Source organism: Bacillus sp. ISL-41 (assembly GCF_018613235.1).
Taxonomy (GTDB): Bacteria; Bacillota; Bacilli; order Bacillales; family Cytobacillaceae; genus Mesobacillus.
Genome location: NZ_JAGGQP010000043.1, coordinates 1 through 19,614 on the forward strand (window position 1 = coordinate 1; position 19,614 = coordinate 19,614).

Genomic DNA, 19,614 nt, shown 5'->3' on the forward strand with positions numbered 1-19,614 from the left:
TGCCCGTGAAAGAGGAAATCGAGAGAGCACGGTCACAAGAAGGGTGAACTTGTGCCCGTGAAAGAGGAAATCGGAAGAGCACGGTCACAAGAAGGGTGAACTTGTGCCCGTGAAAGAGGAAATCGAAAGAGCACGGTCACAAGAAGGGTGAACTTGTGCCCGTGAAAGAGGAAATCGCAAGAGCACGGCCACAAGAAGGGTGAACTTGTGCCCGTGAAAGAGGAAATTTCAAGAGCACGGTCACAACAGGTTTTAGAGCATAGAAAAAGAGGAGGAATCCTCCCCTTTTTCAAAGTTTACTACTCATAAAAAGTAGAGCTGCCCTCCCCTTGAGCGAGAAAATTGTGCTTTAAGACTCTTCGAATGGTTTTTTGGGGGAAGATTCCATTTACCCATTCGTAAATTATTGATGTGGTCACCTTTTGGTCAGGGAAGAGCAATTGATAGGTTACAATAGTACGCAAGACGGCAGAATCAATTGTTTCCTTAGAACTACAATGAATACAGTAGAAATTATAACGGTTGTAACTCTCCATCAACCCACCGCACTCTCCACAAATAACCCCCTTCCTCAACATTCCAAATTCATAACTCGGCACTCTTGAGTATGGCGACTTCTTGATATGCAGGGACAATAGGGCTTCGGCCAATTTGGTATGTTTGTTATTCAGCTTAGAAGAGGCTCTATTCATATTTTTCATAAAGCGATTCATCTGGTTTGGCAAAATAATGGGTGATTTTAATGGTGCCTGCAGAAGGGCGAATTCTGGGTTAATGAACACGAGGTGAGGTTCAAGAGGAATGTAGAAGCCAAGTTCCTTAAGCAGTTGTTTTAATAGTGATTCAGCGCGACTTAGTTGGTGGAGGGGGTTTTTGATTTCTTTGCCGGCGGCCGTCTTAAATTTGTCTCCATCCAGATAATAGTCCCCTTCAAGATTCTTCACTTCAAAAAGATGCAGCCGGTCCTGCGTGATGACGAATGAGTCGATTTGAAAAAGGGTGCCATTCACTTCGAGCAGCAGGTCGTTGATAATGATACTCTCAACTTGGTAATTCGTAAACCAATGGTCGAATTGCACTTCACCTTCATAGCCTTTTTCCAGCGTTCGCAGGTTCTGTGCATCTTTCTCTTCCAGTTCCATCCTTGGCTCCAGGGCTTGCAACAATTGTAATTCTTCTGGTTTGGTTCTTTCTTTTACTATCATATTCCACTTCCTTTCTTCTCTATTTTAAAAAAAGACCAAACGAAAAACAGTGAACATTTTCCAACATTTTAGAATCTTGATTTAACTAAAAGATTCTGATAGTATTAACCTAATTTCATATGATCTTATCAGATCGGTGAGGTAGAGGAGCGAATAACAAGAGTAGTCCATCGGAGTATGACATCGTTGATGGTGGATAAAAGGGTTGTTTGCCGAAGCGTGGCCAGGGTCAAACTGGTTACTGCTGGGATGTTTCCTGAATAAGGAGCAGACTGTCATGCTTGATTTTGTGCATGGAGAACTACTGATCGAAATGGAGGATAACGTATATTGTAAAAAGCAATGATAGGTTATTTTCTATCATTGCTTTTTTGCATGTTAGAGCTTTTCCACTATCCCCTTCTATCAAACTCCTTTTGCATACGTCCGTATGCGCACTTCTCATTATTTTCAAGCATGATCTGTCTCACTTTAAAACCAAAGGGGAGAATCTTCTTGAGAACCATCTACAAAAATGGAACGATCTATACATTCAATTCACGCAATCCAATTGTACAGGCAGTGGTCATTGAAAATGGCCGTTTTATCGATATGGGAACTACCGCGGATATGGTGCTGCAGTGGGGCGGCCAGGCGCAAATCATTGACCTGGAAGGGAAGACGGCTACGCCGGGTTTAATCGACAGTCATCTTCATCTGTCCATTATGGCGGATAGTTTCATCAACCTTGATTTTGTCGGAGTCACTTCAAGGCATGAGATGCTGGCAAAAATCAAGGCAAGGGCCAGTCAGCTTGAGCCTGGCGAATGGATTGTCGGCAGCAGCTGGGATGAGAACCTTTTTACCGATGGAGGAATTCCGACGATTGCAGAGCTGGATCATGTTGCTCCAGCCAATCCGTTATTTTTAACGAGGACTTGCCTGCACGCGACCCTGGTCAATAGCAAGGCGCTCGAAGTGAGCGGCTATCATCCCTTAATCGCAGTTCCAGAGGGAGGAACAATCGTACTTGATGAATTCACGAAACAGCCGACCGGCCTGTTCCTTGAGTCAGCTGCGAATCTGGTCAGGACGTACATCCCAGAGCGTTCATACGATGACTGGAAAAAAGCGATGCGCCAGACGATGCATTTTGCGATGAGCAAAGGGCTGACAAGCGTGCATACAAATGATCCGCTGTATCTCGGCGGACTTGAAAAAACATGGGATCTATTCAATGAGCTTTTAAATGGAGAGCAGCTCGGCTTGCGCAGCAATCTTTTGATTAACCATGAATTTTTACCAAACCTAAAAGAGGCTGGAATGTACACAGGCTATGGCAATGACACGCTGCAAATCGGGGCGGTGAAAATTTTTGCCGATGGGGCCTTTGGACGAAGGACCGCTTTGTTGTCGGAACCATATAGCGATGCACCGGGCCATTACGGCGATGCGATGTATGACCAGGAACAGATGTACGAAATCGTCGGTGGTGCACGTGAATTGGATATGCCAATCGCGGTGCATACAATTGGCGACAAAGCCCTCGAAAATTTGCTGGACGTGCTTGACCAATTTCCTGCAGCAGCGTATCGCGACAGGCTGATCCATGCGCAGGTCCTGCGGGAGGAACTGATTCCTCGCCTGAAATCACCGAGCCGGATTGCTGATATACAGCCGCGCTTCATCGCCAGCGATTTCCCATGGGTTCAGGAGCGTCTTGGCGCAGAGCGGATTAAGCTTTCATATGCCTGGAAAACACTGATGGAAGCAGGCGTCATTTGTGCTGGAGGGTCGGATTCCCCAGTCGAACCCGTCGATCCTATTCTCGGAATCCATGCTGCAGTCACTCGGAAAAAACCAGGCGAAACTCACGATGGTTATGTACCAGAGCAGAAGCTGTCGATGGTCGATGCATTTCGTCTTTTTACAGAATTAGGAGCTTATCCAACTAATGAAGAGACACTCAAAGGCACAATCGCTCGGGGGAAATTAGCTGACCTGACCGTTTACTCCAAGAATCCATTTGAGATGAAAGACGCTGATGAGCTTTTATCGTTGGATATCGAAATGACAATAATTGGCGGGGAAATCAAATATCGAAGGTTCTCGTAAAAGCATGGGGACGGTTCTAACTTCCATTCGGAAGAAAGAATCGTCCTTTTTAGTTTTTATGGCTAAAGTCCTAAAATCTTCTGAATTTGTGCCGAAATAGATAATAGATAGAATACAGTGCAATTTGCGCTGCTAAGGAGAGCGGATGATGAAGATCAAAAAGCGATTCAAGGTTAAGCAGGTAAAGCTTAATACAAAGTTCACGGTTCGGAAAAAACTATTTGCTGGCTTCTTCTCTGTATTGGCGCTGCTGGCGTTGGTGGCAGTGATCACCAACTTACAATTCGGCAAGATGAACAGCCAGTATTCAACCTCCATTAATGATCGTATGGAAAAGCTTAATCTGATTGTCGAGATGAAGGATGCCATCATGAGGGAACAGCTGGCACTCCAAAAATATATGGCAAATGGCGATGGTGAAAGCCTGATTGAATTTGAGGGCGCTGTTGAGGATTTCAAGAAAAACTCAGAGAAATATTTGAGCATTACAGAATCCGCCGAGGGGAAAAAGGTAGGAGAGAACCTTATTGCTGCCGAGGCAGCATATTACGTAGTAGCTTCAGAGGCCTTTATTTTAATAAGGGATGAACAAACGGTCAAGGTCAGATTGCTGATGCAAAAGGAAGGAAATCCACTCATCTTCAACCTGAATTCTGCCGCTGAGGATGCAATTGAGTACCAGCAGGATGCCTTGGATGCGACGAGTGAAACGTTATCTGGGGAAGTACAGAAAGTAGCTCTGCTCATCATTGTGATCAGTGCAGCGGCATTTATCATTGGAACGGCGATTGCTACCTATATCAGCAGAATGATTTCTAAGCCTGTCCAGCTTGTATCAAGCGCGGTCAAGCAAATGGCTGACGGAAACCTGGCTATCGAGAAAATCAATGTGAAAAATAAAGATGAGATTGGCCAGTTGGCTGCAGATTTCAATGAAATGGCAGCTAACTTGCGGAACTTAATTTATCAGGTTAGCAGCACATCGGAGCAGGTTGCGGCATCTGCTGAGGAAATGATGGCTAGTGCAGACCAGACGAACTCGGCTACGAACCAGGTAGCGACAGCCATCCAGGAAGTGGCAGGCGGTGCAGAACTTCAAAGCAAGAATACGGAAGAAAGTGCGAAGGCAGTAGGAGAGATGGCGGGAGGAATCCAGAGGGTTGCCGTCACAACATCCACGGTCGCAGAGTCCGCAGCGGATACGACGAAACAGGCTATGCTCGGACATGAATCTTTGGAAAAAGTGATTGAGAAAATGAAAACAATCAATCATACGACAAGTGAAACGAATGCCGTCATCAAGGATTTGGATCGCAAATCGGCTGAGATAGGAAAGATCATTGAGGTCATTACCGGAATCGCTGACCAGACCAACTTGCTTGCCCTGAATGCAGCCATTGAAGCAGCAAGGGCTGGTGAGCATGGAAAAGGATTTGCCGTTGTCGCGGATGAAGTCCGAAAGCTTGCGGAACTCTCAAGACAGTCAGCAAGCCAAATCTCCGGCTTGATTGAAGTTATTCAAAAAGAAACCCACCAGGTCGTTGAAATGATGAACAAAGGAACAACTGAAATTTCCGAGGGAACTTCGTTGGTGGAAGACACTGGCAAGACATTTGACGAGATTTTAAAATCGATTGAGAATGTCAGTTCGGAAATCCAGGAAGTCTCCGCAATTTCAGAAGAGATGTCAGCAAGTGTCATGGAAGTGAACGCCTCAATTGACGAAGTGACCAAAATCGCCCGCGGCTCCGTCGCAAGCACAGCAGAAATCGCTTCTGCAACTGAAGAGCAGCTGGCTTCGATGGAAGAAGTCGCAGCATCATCCGCATCCCTCGCACGACTTGCAGAGAACCTGAGAGAGATGGTCGGGAAGTTTAAAGTTTAATTAGGGGAGAAGCATATCACGCTGATATGCTTCTTTTTTTGCGACGTATTGGCGTCCGAAAAAACGAGATATTGGAAAGAGAGGTCACCAATAAAGAGTATTGGCGCTAGAAAATTGAGTTTTTGAAAAAAAGAGGTCACCAATGGAGCGTATTGGCGCCTGGAAAAATGAGATATTGGAAAAAGAGCTCATCAATAAACCGTATTGAATCATTCAAAAGAGAACAGGTCACTAATATTCTCGCGATTGCCTCCCCAGGTGCATTCGCCCAAGCCAAAACCGTGATAAACGCATATAAAATTAGTGAAGACAAAAAGAGAAGAGGGAGGTAAGCCGTATGCATGCATACAGACATCCTTATCGTTCGCAGGATCAGAGGTTTTTCGGCTGGGGCTTTGGATTGCCGTTTTTAGGTGGTTTGGCTGGTGGATTATTGGGTGGCGCTTTATTTTACCCGCGTCCGTTTTATCCGCCATACCCGCCGATTTATCCGTGCTGCCCGCCTAGATATCCGTTTTATTACTAACTACAACAAACAAAAGGGAGTAAGCCAACTTGGCCCGCTCCCTTTTTGTATTAACTGATATTCGCTTTTTTAACTTGATGCTTGTCCATAAATTCTAGGGACAGCTCATTGAATTCTTCTGCTTTATCAATATTGCAGACATGCCCGCACCGCTCCAGGATCACGAGCTCCGAGCTTTTATCCCCGTGAAGGTCTTCTGCTAATTCCCTTACAAACATATGGTCCTCAGCACCTGAAATATAAAGCTTTGGGACATTCCTGCTTTTTTCCTGAACATTGCTATAGGTAGTTTTGACATCTCCGGCAAGAGGGTACCAGGCAAGGAAGTTTTTCCGTTTCATCTTATAGGCTTCCTGGATGAAAAATCTCCTGGAGCTCTTATGATTTCCACGAGGCATCAGGATCCAGGCCAGTATGCGGTACAGCCACATAAACGGAATGAAATTCCTAATTAACCATGCGAATTTGATCAGTGATTTTGCAAATAGGTTCAATTTTGTGATCGCCCCGCCAAGGACTGCTGACCTCACTCGTCCGGGTTGCGTTTGCAGCAGGTGATGGACAATGATCGTTCCCAGCGAAACTCCGACAAAATGAGCCTTGCGAATCGAGAGGTGGTCCAGTGTCGTGAGGATCTCTCTGACAATTGAATCAAAAGAAAAGCTTCCCTTATAGGAATCTATGTCAGGCGATTTCCCGTGGCCAGGCATGTTGATAGCGACGATATTATATTTTTTAAGAAAAGGTTTTAGCTGCTTGTAAAAAATATTGGAGCTGCCGCCAATTCCGTGCAACAACACGATGTACTCCGTGCCTTGACCTTTATATAATCTGTAATCCAGCATCCGATTCTCCTTAGCCGTACTTTGTTGTGTTAATTAATAATACCCTTGATAGCCTTTTCAGTAAACTATTGAGGCAAAAATAACGGCAGGTACCATCTGGAAAGGATGGTACCTGCCGTGTTGATTTGTTACTTTTTGCCCTTTTTGTCGACTTTGATGACCACAGTTGTTAATGGATCAAGAGTTAACTTGCCATTTGACAGCTTAAAGCCGGTTGGCTTGGAAACAGGTGTTTTTCCTGCTTCATCGTTATCGACAAGAACCTTAGCTTTAGAGAAGTCAAGATTTTCTAATGTCAAGGTACGAGCTGTCATATCAGCGTTTACGAATACATAGTACGTGCCAGTCTTATCGGTTGATACATTTTCGTACGCTATGACTAAGTCTGTATCCTTGATTTCAGGAAGGTCAAGCAATCTTACATTCTGGTCAACGAGTTCTTTTTCACCGAGGCGGAAAGCGTTCGTTGATTTTCTCAGCTCGATCAAGCCTTGAGTGTAGGCTTGTGTTGTTGTGTTGACTGAGAATTCCTTCTTGTTTGTTGCCTTTTGCCAGTCGAACATGTTGATTGCATCTGATGAATCATATGAATCGTGGATGAAGTAGCCAAATGGCTGGCCTTGTGCATCTGTCAATTCATGATACTTTTGCTCAGGAACACCTTCACCTTTCCATTGCTTCGTTCTTCCATACTCCTGGCCTGCGTGAAGGAAAGCAGTACCCTGTGACGTCAGGATCAAGGAGTTTCCTAGACGAATGCGTTTGTGAATTTCAAAATTGTTCTCCGGAATTGCCGGATCCTTTTTAATGGACTGGGCAATAACATCATATAACGGTAAGTTATCGTGTGCTGCGATGTATTGAACCATGTCTCCTGGATCGTCGTCAGCTGTGTTGCCAGGCTGGCCTTTGATATTGTTGAAAATCGTGTTGATATCACGCGCACCGCCAGTCAGGAATCGAGGCTCACCTTCTGAACCGAAGCCTGATTTCAATTCATTGCGGATTTCATCAGAGAATACACCGACATCATCGGTTTTATCCATCCAATCCTGGTCAGCGCCCATGCCAGCTAGATCAGGCTCGGCGATGTGGCCAGCGAATGTTCTCCAGCCTTCACCGATGAACAATGCATCAGGGTTAACAGAAGCTGCTGCATTATATGCATTTTGCACTGCAGGATAGGTAGCGTCACCCATCATATCAAAGCGCATTCCATCGATCTTGTATTCTTCGAACCAGTATTTCACTGAATCTACCATCAGCTTTTCAGCCATTGTATGGCTTGTTGCCAGATTGTTTCCAAAGCCGCCAAGGAAGTTACCTTGTGCGTCCTGGAACGCATAGTAGTTAGGAACGATATCATTCAGCTGGCTTGCTTGTGCCATATGAGTGTACACAACGTCAAGGACGACACCCATTCCAGCATCATGGATCGCATCAATCATCATTTTCAGTTCTTTCACGCGTAATTCAGGATCTGTTGCATCTTCTGAATAGGCGCCATCCGGCGAGAAGTAGCTGTGTGGGTCATAGCCCCAGTTATACTCGTTGCCGCCAGCAGAGTATTCAAGTTCTCTTTGGCCCATCTTCGTTTCATCGCCATAATACCACGCCATTACAGGCAGTAATTGAACGTGTGTTACGCCAAGCTTTTTAATATAATCCAGCTTGTCGACGAAGGCATTGTAAGAACCCCATCTTGCGTTCAGGTCACCTGCGATTGTAGGGTCAGACGTGAAGTCACGTACGTGAACTTCGTAAATCACAGCGTCTTCACGTTTTTCATAGCCTTTGATTTTTGCATGGTCGAAATCTTCAGGGTTCGTTCCGCTCAGGTCAACAATCGCTGCTTTACCAACGGTATCCCCATCCGGACCAGCTTCACCCTTCGTATTCACCGTAAAGGCTGCCATCGATTTTGCATAAGGGTCAAGAACCTTCTTTGTGACTCCATCATTTGTCACTTCATACTGGTAAAAATAACCCTTAAGATCAGATACATTCAGGTCGCCAGGAGCAATGTCCGCAGACCAGACACCTTTTTCACCCTTTGTTAACTCAATGCTGCCAATTTGCTCTGCTGCATTGTCTTTATTGAAGAAGTTCGCCACAACCTTAGTTGATTTTGGAGCCCATAGCTTCAATGTAGCTGAGCCATCCTTATAAATAGCACCAAGATCATCACCATCATAAGCAAACATTTCATCGAGCATTCTCCAGCTTATAGCTGCAGAAACTGTTCTGTCTGCAAAAGTTACGGATAATGGAAGCTTGTTTAAATCAAATGAAGCTTTTACTTTAACGGTTTTGTTGTCGTTTGTAATTTCAACACTTTCAATTGAAACTGCTGTACCATCTGCATCTTTGATTTCCAGCTTTGATTTTAAATTATCAGCTGTTAAGCCATCTGTCATAGTGAAGCCTAATAGAATAGTATCTTCTGAGACTACTTCTGCAGATGTAAGGCCGGTTGCCTGCTCCCAATATGGAGAGATATAGACATTATCATCGCCTTGTCTGACCCAAACGTGGTTGTATCTGTCCAGAAGGTTGAAAGTTTTATCTCCGCCATCCTTCGCACTATTTGTCCTATTGAGAGTGATCATGCCAATTTCTTTAGCATTTTCCTTTAGTTGAATGTCAACATACGCACCATAACGATCCGTGCCAGAGAAGGAAGCAGCTCCTGCTGGCCAGTTCTCAGAAGGTGCAGCGACATCGCCCCAGTTCCAAAGACCAAAGTTTTCATAGTCAGCGTTGTCACGTACATAGTGGACGCGGACAGTGTTTTCAGGAAGGTTGACTGGTTCGAAAGTGTAAACCTTGTCATCTTCTTGCTTGATAAAAATTTCATTGATTTCAGATGAAGTGATCGTAAAGCCTTTGTCACCGCCGTCTTTACCTGCATCACCTTTTGTTACATCCATAACCAGGAAACCAATGTTCTTTGCGCCGTCTGCAAGCTCGACATCAATGTATGCGCCATAGCTGTCTGTTTTCTCAAACATGGTAGCACCTGTCGGCCAGTTGGCAGAAGGGGAGGCCACATCGTTCCACAGCCATGCACCATAATTCTGATAGTTGTTGTCGTCACGCTTGTAGTGGATGCGGATATGGTTCGCTGGGATTGGTTCGACAGTGCCGTCGCCATTTCCGTCGCCATTTCCATCATCATTTCCATCTTCAGCAGGAATGATCGCGCCATTTTCAACCGTTAGTAGAACTGTACCGCCATCTGCTTTAGAGGGGATTGTTAATGTCACTTTTCCAGCTGTGGCAGTGTAAGTGTTATTTGAATAGTGGTCAGTTACCGTTGCGTTTTCACCATCAACAGTAAGTGTCACTTCTTTTGCGCTATCAGAGATGTTCAATCCTACATATGCGTTTTCATTTCCGTAATTTCTCGCAAAAAGTAGATACTGATCAGTGTCTGATCCAGCGATTGTCGTGCGTTCACCTTTTGCGAACACTTCAGAATGTTCTCCCCTGAAGTTTAAAATCTTTTGATAGTGTCCAAGGACATCATTGCCTTCGACCTGATCCCATGTCAGGTCATAGCGGTTGTCGTATTGTGGATAGTTATTTGCTCCTGATTGTCCTAGTTCTTCACCGTAATAAATAACTGGCTGGCCCTTAGCTGTAGCCTGCAGGGAAGCAGCCACTTTCAACTTGCCCTCGTCATTCCCTACAGCATGTAAGAACCCATCTTCATCATGGCTGCCGAGGAACTGTCCAAGTGTAGCAGTGTTATCAATTTTTGCGTTACGGTCAATCAGTGCATTGTTTGCTGAATTAAGGCTGCCGTTAACAAAGCTCTTTGCGATATTTTTAAAATCAAAGTCAAGCAGGGAGTCCATCATGCCTGTTTCCAGGTAGCCTAGCTGATTCTCTGCGCTTGCACCCCAGGCCTCGCCAATCATTTTGTGTTCTGGCATTTTTTCGGTAATAGCATTTTTAAATGCCATCCAAGTAGTATCTTCAACGTGCTTTACTGTGTCAACACGGAAGTAGTCGATTGTGTTGCCGTTATTAGTTGTTGCTTCCTCAATCCATTTTGTCTGCCAGTCGATGATTGTCTGGCGGACTGTTGGATCTTCTGTTTTAAAGTCAGGAAGATCTGCCAGCTCCCCGACGACTTCATCATCGCCAACATTGGAACCCTGGCGAAGAAGGCTGCTAAATGTGCTGCGCTCCGCGTCAGTTGGGTAGCCAGCTGGCGGATTCTCCGCAGTGCCATCAATATCTTTCAAGCCGTACCCCGTGTGATTCAATACCACATCGACCATGATTTTAATGCCGCGCTCATGTGCAGCGTCAATCAAGGTATGGAAATCTTCCATTGTTCCAAAGTGAGGGTTTAACCCACCGAAATTGCTGGCCCAATAGCCATGGTAGGCATAATAGGAATGCTCATCATCGGAGCGTACATCGTACTTAATGTTCTCCACGATCGGGCTGATCCAAATGGTATTAACACCCAGCTTATCCAGGTAATCGAGTTTCTGGGTAATTCCTTTAAAATCACCGCCCTGGTAGGTACCACGGTCATTCTTTTCTTCATAGTTCTGATTGTAAGGATCATTATTAGTGGAATCCCCATCAAAAAACCTGTCTGTCAGCATGAAATAGATAATCGACTCATCCCAGTCAAAATCATTTTCACCGACGGATTGTCTTGTTTTTACATCCACAGTAGCTGTGCCATTATGTGCATTTCCAAATGAATCAATAACTGTTAGTGGAATCGATTTTGTTCCTGCAGTTACGTTATCGTCGACTGCAATTGTTACTTCTTTTAACGCTGGGTCGACTTCAAGAGCATTAGATCCGCCAATTGAGGATACGTCGGCTGTGATCTTCCTGACTTCAATGCCATCTGTCAGGCCTTCTACATCAACTGTCAGCACAGCATTTTCGTTGTAGTCAATCTCATCCGGTTGAACAGAACCGGAAACAGTTAACTCAGTGTTTGTGTGAGAAATCGTTGACTTGCCATCAACGGTGTTGTAAGGATCAGTTACTTCATTTGTCCCGCCATCTTTCGTCGTGACGAGGTAAGTATATTCATTTGTGCCATTTGGAATGTTTTCATATGAAGCTGCGAATCTCTCATTCTCTGGCTCGTATGTCATTGGAATCGTTTCGCCATTGAACTGTAATTCTACTTTTTCAATCGTGTGCATTGCATCGGAAGCGAAAAGTTCTTTATCTCGATAGAAGAAAGTAGCATTGCCATTATCGATGACAGGAGCTGACCCATCGGGAACGATGCGAATTTGCTCAACGCCACTTGTGATGAATGCTTTTGTAATGGAATCGTTCTGGTTAACTGAGATAAAACGATCTCCGAATTCCTTTTGAGCAGTATTCCAGTCAGTAGTACTGCGAAGGACAAAGCCGATTTCTTTGGTGGCAGGTGCAACAGCAATATCAGCTATCGCTTTGTTACCATCATATTTTTGAAAATTGATCTGGTCATTTTGCACTCCTGTGTTCCAGACCCATATATTCCATTCGCCAAAATTTTGATCTTCACGAATATAGGTAAAGCGCACTTTGCGATCAGTCGTTTCTGAGGTTACAGTGGTTCCTTCCGCATTAGCCTGCTGTACGGGTATAAAAGGAAGCCATAAACTCAGAATCATAATTGCAGTCATGAAAATAGAAAAGCTGCGTTTTGTGCTTTTACTCATGCGAATCTTTTCCTCCCTAAATGAATTAATCTTGCAAGAATAGTAGAAGAAGTCCTCCTTTCTTAAACAATGGAATCCTAAGTGAAACCGTTTGCACAATTCGGTAAAAAATTTTAAAAGGCCCAAATAATGCAAGCGCTTGCAAAAAACTTTCGTCTCAATTTTACAATACTTTAACACGGTCAGCAATGAATGGAGAGGAGCCTGAATGCATGTAAATAGTGCCAAAATACTACATGATTTGATAAAAGAATAGGCTTATAGTATTTGTTGATTGTCAGTTTATAAGAAATTCTCTTGGTAATCTACTTGAAAGCAAAGAAATATGTCGGAATAAATATATAAATGAGATAGAAAATGAATAATAAGACCTATCTTGAAAGTCTGCTTTATTGAGTAAAATCATGTATCTTTACGATAGATAGTTAAACGAAAGAGGTTTTGGAAAATGAGTAATCTTAACGAGCTATTCCGCAAAAGGATTGGACTGTCTAGTTCAACTCTAGTGACAGTAACAAATTTAGATCAAATTCTTGAACTGACCGCAGCTTCAATCCCCTTTGAAAACCTGTGTACCCTTTCGGGGGATTCAAATGAGTTGAATAAAGGACATTTAATGGAGAAAATCATTCAAAGGAATGAAGGCGGTCTCTGCTATGACTTGAATGGGATCCTCTATTTGTTTTTAAAAGAGAATGGACTGGATGTCCAGTTGATCCGTGGGTCTGTTTATGTTCCGGATTTAAAAGGCTTCAGTCCGACGGGAAGGACGCATGCTGCGATTTTACTGAATGATAATGGAAGAAGATACTTGGTTGATACCGGTTTTGGCGGAAATTTGCCGTTAAGGCCGGTCTCTATGAATGGTACTGAAATCATTTCTCCTAGCGGTGAGTTCCGTGTGAAAAAAGAGGCCAGTGAGTTCGGAGATTACTTTTTGGAAATGAAGCTGAAGTATAAGGATTCTGATTGGAAGATCGGCTATGCCTTTGATTCCAGAGAGCCGGTAAAGAATATCAGCGATTTATCCGAGATGAAGAAGATCATTACGACGCATCCGCAGTCTCCATTTAATAAAAAGCCGTTGCTGACAAGAGTGACATCCGATGGGAGCATGGTATTGACGGAAACCAGTTTTACCTCTTGGACGGAAGATGGGGCCAAGAAAGAGGAAATAGACTCTAAGCGTTTCAAGGAATTGGCGAAAGAATTCTATAATATCGAAGTAAAATGAAACCTTCCTATAGTGTAAACCGTTAATATAGTATCAAAAAATGACAGGTGGATGAATGCGATGGACTCAAGGGACTACTTATTGAAAGAACTGGAGCAGATTGAAAAGTGGGAGAAGGACCAGAAGGGGCTCTGGTTTTGGGAGCGTCTGACTCGTCTGCCATTCAAAATGCTTGATCGGTTCACGCCAAAATTCATCCAGGAAAAGGTAGGTGTCCTGCTTGATGAGCTGGGAAGCTACATTCAGACGGGCGGACAATATTTAACAAGCGAGAAGTCAGTATTTCAATTTTTCGAGAAAAAGACGGGCAGGAGAGTCAGTCAGCTTGCAGATATGGAACGCATTCCGGTGGAAGAAATGAAGCAGGCATCACTTGCACTGGGCGAGCAGCGGAAGAAGGCGGCGACAATCCAGGGAGCAAGTACGGGGATTGGCGGGATTTTTACGCTGGCGATTGATATTCCTGCGGTGCTGGCCCTCTCGCTAAAAACAATCCAGGATATTGGCATCCTCCATGGATACGACCCAAGAGACAAGAAAGAGCGGGTTTTCATCATCAAGTGCCTCCAGTTTTCCTCAGCAGATGTCGTCGGAAAACAGGCAATATTGAATGAATTGAGCGATTTTAACAATGAAAATAAATCAAGGGAAGTGATCTCCCAACTTCAGGGCTGGCGCGAGGTAACCTTGACGTATACAGAATCCTTCGGATGGAAAAAGCTGCTTCAAATGGTCCCGGTGGCCGGAATAGTGTTCGGCGCCTTCGCCAACCGGTCGATGGTCAGCGGTCTTGCCGAAACCGCGACAATGCTGTATCAGAAGCGCCGGATTTTGGAGAGGCTCCAGGCCGAAACCTTGCTGCCAAAGAGTGAATAGCCAGTCAAGAATGTTTGGATAATAAGGAGAAAAGCAAATAAGGAGGTCTCCATATGAGCCCAGACAAAAAGCAGCAAGTGGAGCAAGTAAAGCAAGACCCGAAAAAAACAGAAACAAACAATCAGAGTTCCAATCAGACTGACGGCTTCCGTTACGACTATGATGATTCTTCAGACTTGAAATGAGAAAGAGGAAAAACCTTTCAACCGGGTTTTTCCTCTTTTTTGTATCTTGTACCTTCGATAAGAACTTTACGATAAAGACACCCGTCATATAGCAGCTCGGAAAAAACACTGGTCAGTTCATGAGCCTTAGTCCAAATTAGGACCACATTCGAGTATTTTCCTGTAAAAAATGATAGTAAATCACCTTCCCGCGTTGTAAAATAAATTGAAAAATTGAATAGAGTTTAAGATTCGGTTTTGTCATCCATTTTGAATTACAGGAGGAAACAAGGGACATAAAGAATGAATGATGCTTTCGTTTATATATCAATCTAATTTTTGGAAAAATTTGTGATTAAGAGGTTGATGAAAGTTGATAATGGATGCTGTTGATTTAACTGTAAAGGAACCAACGATTTTTAATCATATCGGGAACAAAATCAAAACCGACGATCGTGAAATCAACATAATTGCCAGGATGGAAGAACCGTTAATCGTCATTTTGGGTAATGTATTGAGTGACGAGGAGTGCGATGAGCTAATGGAGCTGTCGAAGGACAAGCTGCAGCGCTCGAAAATCGGGAATACCCGGGAAGTTGATCAGCTCAGGACAAGCAGCAGCACGTTTATTGAAGAAGCTGAAAATGACGTTGTTGCTCGAGTTGAAAAAAGAATTTCGCAAATAATGGGCATTCCGAATGAACATGGAGAAGGCCTGCAAATCTTGAATTATAAAATCGGCCAGGAGTATAAAGCTCACTTTGACTTTTTCTCGTCAAATGTCAGCAACCCGAGGATCAGCACATTGGTCATGTACTTGAATGATGTCGAGCAAGGAGGAGAAACTTACTTCCCTAAGCTCAATTTTGCTGTATCCCCGCAAAAGGGCATGGCCGTTTATTTTGAATATTTCTATGACAACCAAGACTTGAATGACTTGACCCTGCATGGCGGAGCGCCAGTCGTGATCGGTGACAAATGGGCCGCAACGCAATGGATGAGAAGGAAAAGAGTTAAATAGAGTATGAAGAAGTATGCTGAGCATGCTTCTTTTTTTGTTTAGCAAGGCTTTAAAAATTTGTGGGTGACTTTATGTAGTATTCTTAATCCAACTCAAGCACCTACCTTTTCCTCTCCTAAAATGTTTAGCATATGGTCCAAGGCCTTTCTAGTCCCTACTATTTCGCCTCTCTACTGCTTCTGAATCTTACCAACAATTTTATTATTTCGTATAATGGGTTTTCGCTTCAAATTATGGAGGACACCCTCTATAATGATAAAGGTCTTATTGCACTATTTGTCTGAATATTTATATTAATTTGAAGGAGTGTATCATGGAAACGACAAATAAAAAAGGTTTTATTTTGCGTTCACTCGATGTGATTGAGCGTGTGGGAAATAAATTGCCTCATCCGGTCACCTTGTTTGCTATTTTCTCCGTAATGGTCATCGTGCTGTCAGCGGTTTTCTCAGCAATGGGTGTAAAAGTGGCAGACCCTATGAATGAAGGGGAATTTTTAACAGTCAAGAACTTGTTAAGCAAGGAAGGGATCGCCTATCTATTTGAAAGTGCCGTCACTAACTTCACTGGCTTTGCTCCGCTGGGAACGGTTCTTGTTACGATGCTGGGAATCGGGATTGCGGAACGTACTGGTCTGATCAGTGCGGCATTGCGCGGACTTGTTACTTCTGTTCCTAAGCAATTATTGACTGCTGCGCTTGTTTTTGGCGGCGTTATGTCCAGCATGGCAGCTGACGCTGGTTATGTTGTCTTGACACCACTTGGAGCTGTCCTGTTCGCTGGTCTAGGAAGACATCCGCTTGCTGGTTTGGCGGCAGCCTTTGCTGGTGTATCCGGCGGATTCAGCGCAAACCTGCTGCTGACTTCATTGGACCCGCTTTTAGGTGGTTTGACGAAGGATGCTGCGGCTATTTTTGATCCGGCATATGCTGAAAACATCAACTATGCAATGAACTACTATTTCATGATTGTTTCAGTTTTCTTGATTACGATTATTGGAACTTTTGTGACGGATAAAATTGTTGAACCGAGACTCGGCACTTTCAAGGGTGATGTGAAAGAAGAGGTTGATTATTTATCTGCTGTTGAGAAAAAAGGTCTTTGGGGAGCTTTGATTTCAATCATCATCACATCAATCGGAATTGCCTTGCTTGTAATTCCTGAATGGGGACCACTTCGCGGCGGGGAAGAGAACATCATCAATGCTCCATTCTTCCACTCACTGGTGCCTGTCATCTTGATTCTGTTCTTCGTACCAGGTTTTGTATACGGCAGAATCACAAAATCAATTAAGGATGATAAGGACGTTGCGGATCAGCTGTCAGACACTATGGCAACAATGGGTTCATACATCGTTCTGGCATTCGTTGCCGCTCAATTCGTTGCTTATTTCAAGGAATCGAACCTTGGTTTGGTACTGGCTGTAAACGGTGCAGAGCTGCTTGAAAATACAGGCTTCAATGGAATTCCTTTAATTCTGGCGTTCATCGCCATCTCAGGATTCATTAACCTGTTCATCGGCAGCGCATCTGCCAAATGGGCAATCATGGCGCCGGTATTCGTGCCAATCATGATGCAAATCGGTTACACACCTGAGTTCACTCAGCTTGTATACCGTATCGCTGACTCAACGACAAATATCATTTCACCATTGATGCCATACTTCGCAATCGTCATCGCGTTTGCGCAAAAGTACGACAAGAATGTTGGAATCGGTACACTGATTGCAACGATGCTGCCGTATTCAATTGCCCTGACGGTGGGCTGGGTAATAATGCTGATCATCTGGATGCTGACAGGAATCGATATCGGTCCAGGGTCTTCCATCTATATGCCTAAATAATCTCGAAGGAACCCGAGCGCTTTGCTTGGGTTCTTTTTTACAAAAAAATACTGCCAAATTTTTCATGTTAAATGTATAATAATAGAACAAATTTGAAGAGGGAGGTGTCTTCCGTGGAACTATGGAATATTTATGACCAATACAGGCATATGACGGACCGGATTCATGAAAGAGGGCAGGAGTTGGAGGCTGGGAATTATCACCTCGTTGTCCATGTCTGGATTGTGAATGATGACGGCCAGTATCTGATCCAGAGAAGGCAGCCATGGAAAATCGGTTTTCCGAATATGTGGGACTGTTCAGCAGCGGGTTCTGCGATCATGGGTGATGACAGTGAGCAGGCGGCCATCCGTGAGGTGAAGGAAGAGATCGGAATACACCTGGACATAGAAAAAGGGGAGCGTATCTTCACAGTGAAATTTTCGCACGGCTTCGATGATATCTGGCTGGTCAGGCAAAATGTCGGTATTGAAGAGCTGACACTTCAGGAAGAGGAAGTCGCTGAAGCGAGATGGGCAAGTGAAGACGAGATAAAGGAAATGGTTAAAAATGGAGAGTTCATTCCGTTTAACTATTTTGATCAGTTATTTGAAATCGTTAATTCGCCTATCAGCCTGGAAAAAGCTTCAGAAGAGGATGCTGAGGAACTTTTAGCACTGCAAAGAGAAGTATTCATGCCTTTATATAATAAATACCAGGATCATGAAACCAGCCCGGTAACTCAAACAATGGAGAAATTCTCCGCCAGATTCGAGCGGGGCGATTATTATAAAATCCTTTTTGAAGGCAGGCTTGGGGGCAGTGTTCATGTCTATGAAAAGTCTCCTGGATTGATGAAGCTGCATATCATCAATATCCTTGAAAAATACCATAATAAAGGCATTGCGCAGGAAGTTATGAAGCGGCTGGAACTTATGTACCCGGAAGCAAATGCATGGGAGCTTGATACCATCCTGACTGAAGAGCGCAATTGCTACTTATATGAAAAGATAGGGTATAAACGAACCGGAGAAGCTAAAGAGATCAACAAAGACCTGACGTTGATACGCTATCGGAAAGACTCCAACTTATCCAAAATTGTGGGTATCTAGGTGGCCATATACATACTTCACTACATGGAAAAGGCCTGCCAATTCAGTCAGGCCTTTTCGCTTTTTTAATTCCGTAAAATAATATAAACCAAATACGCGATATAAACTGCTGCGAGAATGCCGCCCTCCACTTTTGAAATCTTGAATTTTGATCTTGAGAATATCAGCAGGACAGCTGTCAGAATAATCATCAGGGCGATATCGGTGAAAATTTTATCATTGACCGCGAGTGGCGAGATGGTTGCTGATACCCCCAGGACGAAAAGGATGTTAAAGATATTGCTTCCGACAATATTACCGAGAGCGATTTCGCTTTTCTTTTTCAGGGCAGCGGTAATCGATGTGATTAATTCAGGCAAAGAGGTACCGACAGCGACAATCGTCAAACCTACGAGGGTCTCGCTCATTCCAAGGGAAAGTGCGATTTCTGTCGCATTATCAACTACCAGGTCACCGCCAAATATAATCGCGGCGAGGCCAGCAAGAGTAATGAATATATTCTTCCCCCAGGTTCCTTTGCCGGTGACTGCAGCCACATCCGATGCTGGTTCCCGGTTATTCAAGGCAACCTCAATGATGTAATACAGGAAAATCAGAAAGAAAAGAAGAAGGATGATTCCTTCGCTTCTGCCAATTGAATTAATGTTGGCCATCTGGAGTGCAATATCACTGGCAACTGCTGCCAGCGCAACGCTCGCCAGCAACGTAAAAGGAATCTCTTTCCGAATGGTTGTTGTTTCAACTGCAAGTGGATTGATCATGGCAGTGATGCCGACAACCAGTGTGATATTGAAGATATTGCTTCCAATCACGTTCCCAAGAGAAACCGCGCTGCTTCCCTCCATTGCGGCAATGATACTGACGGTTGCTTCCGGTGAGCTTGTTCCGAAAGCGACAATTGTCAACCCTACCAATAATGGAGGTACCCGGAGCAGAGCCGCGATTTTTGATGCCCCGTCGACAAAGTAGTCAGCACCTTTTATGAGTAAAGCAAAACCTATGGCTAAAAGGATATATGTCAAATTACCATCTCCCTAAAAAGATTACTGTTTACAAGATAGCAAAAAAATCCTCCAAAGAAAAATTTCAGCAGCAAAAAAAGACGACTCGGAGTGAGTCGCCTTTTGTATAACA

General features: G+C 44.0%; 13 protein-coding genes, 1 pseudogene and 1 riboswitch. Of the genes and pseudogenes, 10 read left to right on the plus strand and 4 right to left on the minus strand.

The features are described from left to right. Positions 1-299 precede the first annotated feature (299 nt). Positions 300-1,205: a nuclease-related domain-containing protein gene (locus J7I80_RS20490; RefSeq protein WP_214740851.1), complete on the minus strand. Its 906-nt coding sequence runs from the start codon at positions 1,203-1,205 to the stop codon at positions 300-302. A 134-nt stretch (positions 1,206-1,339) separates the two neighbouring features. Beyond that, a riboswitch (Lysine riboswitch) is annotated at positions 1,340-1,517 on the plus strand. Positions 1,518-1,700: 183 nt separating this feature from the next. On the opposite strand from J7I80_RS20490, the gene J7I80_RS20495 reads away from it, so the two are divergent. From J7I80_RS20495 to J7I80_RS20505, 4 genes and pseudogenes are all read left to right on the plus strand, one after another. Further along, positions 1,701-3,299, plus strand: coding sequence for an amidohydrolase (locus J7I80_RS20495; protein ID WP_251027888.1), 1,599 nt, complete (start codon positions 1,701-1,703; stop codon positions 3,297-3,299). A gap of 148 nt (positions 3,300-3,447) precedes the next feature. Then, positions 3,448-4,242, plus strand: a pseudogene (locus tag J7I80_RS23750) (HAMP domain-containing protein); the annotation flags it as partial. Between the two features lie 72 nt (positions 4,243-4,314). Beyond that, complete coding sequence (locus J7I80_RS23755; protein ID WP_483297716.1) at positions 4,315-5,184, plus strand: methyl-accepting chemotaxis protein; 870 nt, start codon at positions 4,315-4,317, stop codon at positions 5,182-5,184. 337 nt (positions 5,185-5,521) lie between these two features. Beyond that, on the plus strand, positions 5,522-5,710 hold the full coding sequence (locus J7I80_RS20505; protein WP_214740857.1) for a hypothetical protein: 189 nt from the start codon (positions 5,522-5,524) through the stop codon (positions 5,708-5,710). 50 nt (positions 5,711-5,760) lie between these two features. Here J7I80_RS20505 and J7I80_RS20510 read toward each other — a convergent pair whose 3' ends face one another. Continuing rightward, entirely contained in the window at positions 5,761-6,555 is a 795-nt protein-coding gene (locus J7I80_RS20510) for an alpha/beta fold hydrolase (RefSeq protein WP_214740859.1), read from the minus strand. 128 nt (positions 6,556-6,683) lie between these two features. After that, complete coding sequence (locus J7I80_RS20515; protein WP_214740861.1) at positions 6,684-12,251, minus strand: pullulanase; 5,568 nt, start codon at positions 12,249-12,251, stop codon at positions 6,684-6,686. Between the two features lie 448 nt (positions 12,252-12,699). Here J7I80_RS20515 and J7I80_RS20520 point away from each other — a divergent pair, with 448 nt between their 5' ends. The 6 genes from J7I80_RS20520 (at position 12,700) to J7I80_RS20540 (ending at position 18,480) form a co-directional block, all read left to right on the plus strand. Further along, entirely contained in the window at positions 12,700-13,485 is a 786-nt protein-coding gene (locus tag J7I80_RS20520; protein WP_214740863.1) for an arylamine N-acetyltransferase family protein, read from the plus strand. 60 nt (positions 13,486-13,545) lie between these two features. Further along, positions 13,546-14,361 (plus strand): EcsC family protein, encoded by an 816-nt coding sequence (locus tag J7I80_RS20525; protein ID WP_214740865.1) that lies wholly within the window; start codon positions 13,546-13,548, stop codon positions 14,359-14,361. Positions 14,362-14,414: 53 nt separating this feature from the next. After that, positions 14,415-14,546, plus strand: coding sequence for a hypothetical protein (locus J7I80_RS23575; protein WP_285289165.1), 132 nt, complete (start codon positions 14,415-14,417; stop codon positions 14,544-14,546). A 358-nt stretch (positions 14,547-14,904) separates the two neighbouring features. Continuing rightward, positions 14,905-15,546 carry a 2OG-Fe(II) oxygenase gene (locus J7I80_RS20530; RefSeq protein ID WP_214740904.1) on the plus strand — a complete coding sequence of 214 codons (642 nt, stop codon included), beginning with the start codon at positions 14,905-14,907 and terminating at the stop codon, positions 15,544-15,546. Between the two features lie 313 nt (positions 15,547-15,859). Next, complete coding sequence (locus J7I80_RS20535; protein ID WP_214740867.1) at positions 15,860-17,389, plus strand: AbgT family transporter; 1,530 nt, start codon at positions 15,860-15,862, stop codon at positions 17,387-17,389. A 113-nt stretch (positions 17,390-17,502) separates the two neighbouring features. Next, entirely contained in the window at positions 17,503-18,480 is a 978-nt protein-coding gene (locus J7I80_RS20540; RefSeq protein WP_214740869.1) for a GNAT family N-acetyltransferase, read from the plus strand. Between the two features lie 65 nt (positions 18,481-18,545). Here the strand turns inward: J7I80_RS20540 and J7I80_RS20545 are convergent, their stop codons facing one another. Further along, entirely contained in the window at positions 18,546-19,502 is a 957-nt protein-coding gene (locus tag J7I80_RS20545) for a calcium/sodium antiporter (protein ID WP_214740871.1), read from the minus strand. Between the last annotated feature and the right edge of the window lie 112 nt (positions 19,503-19,614).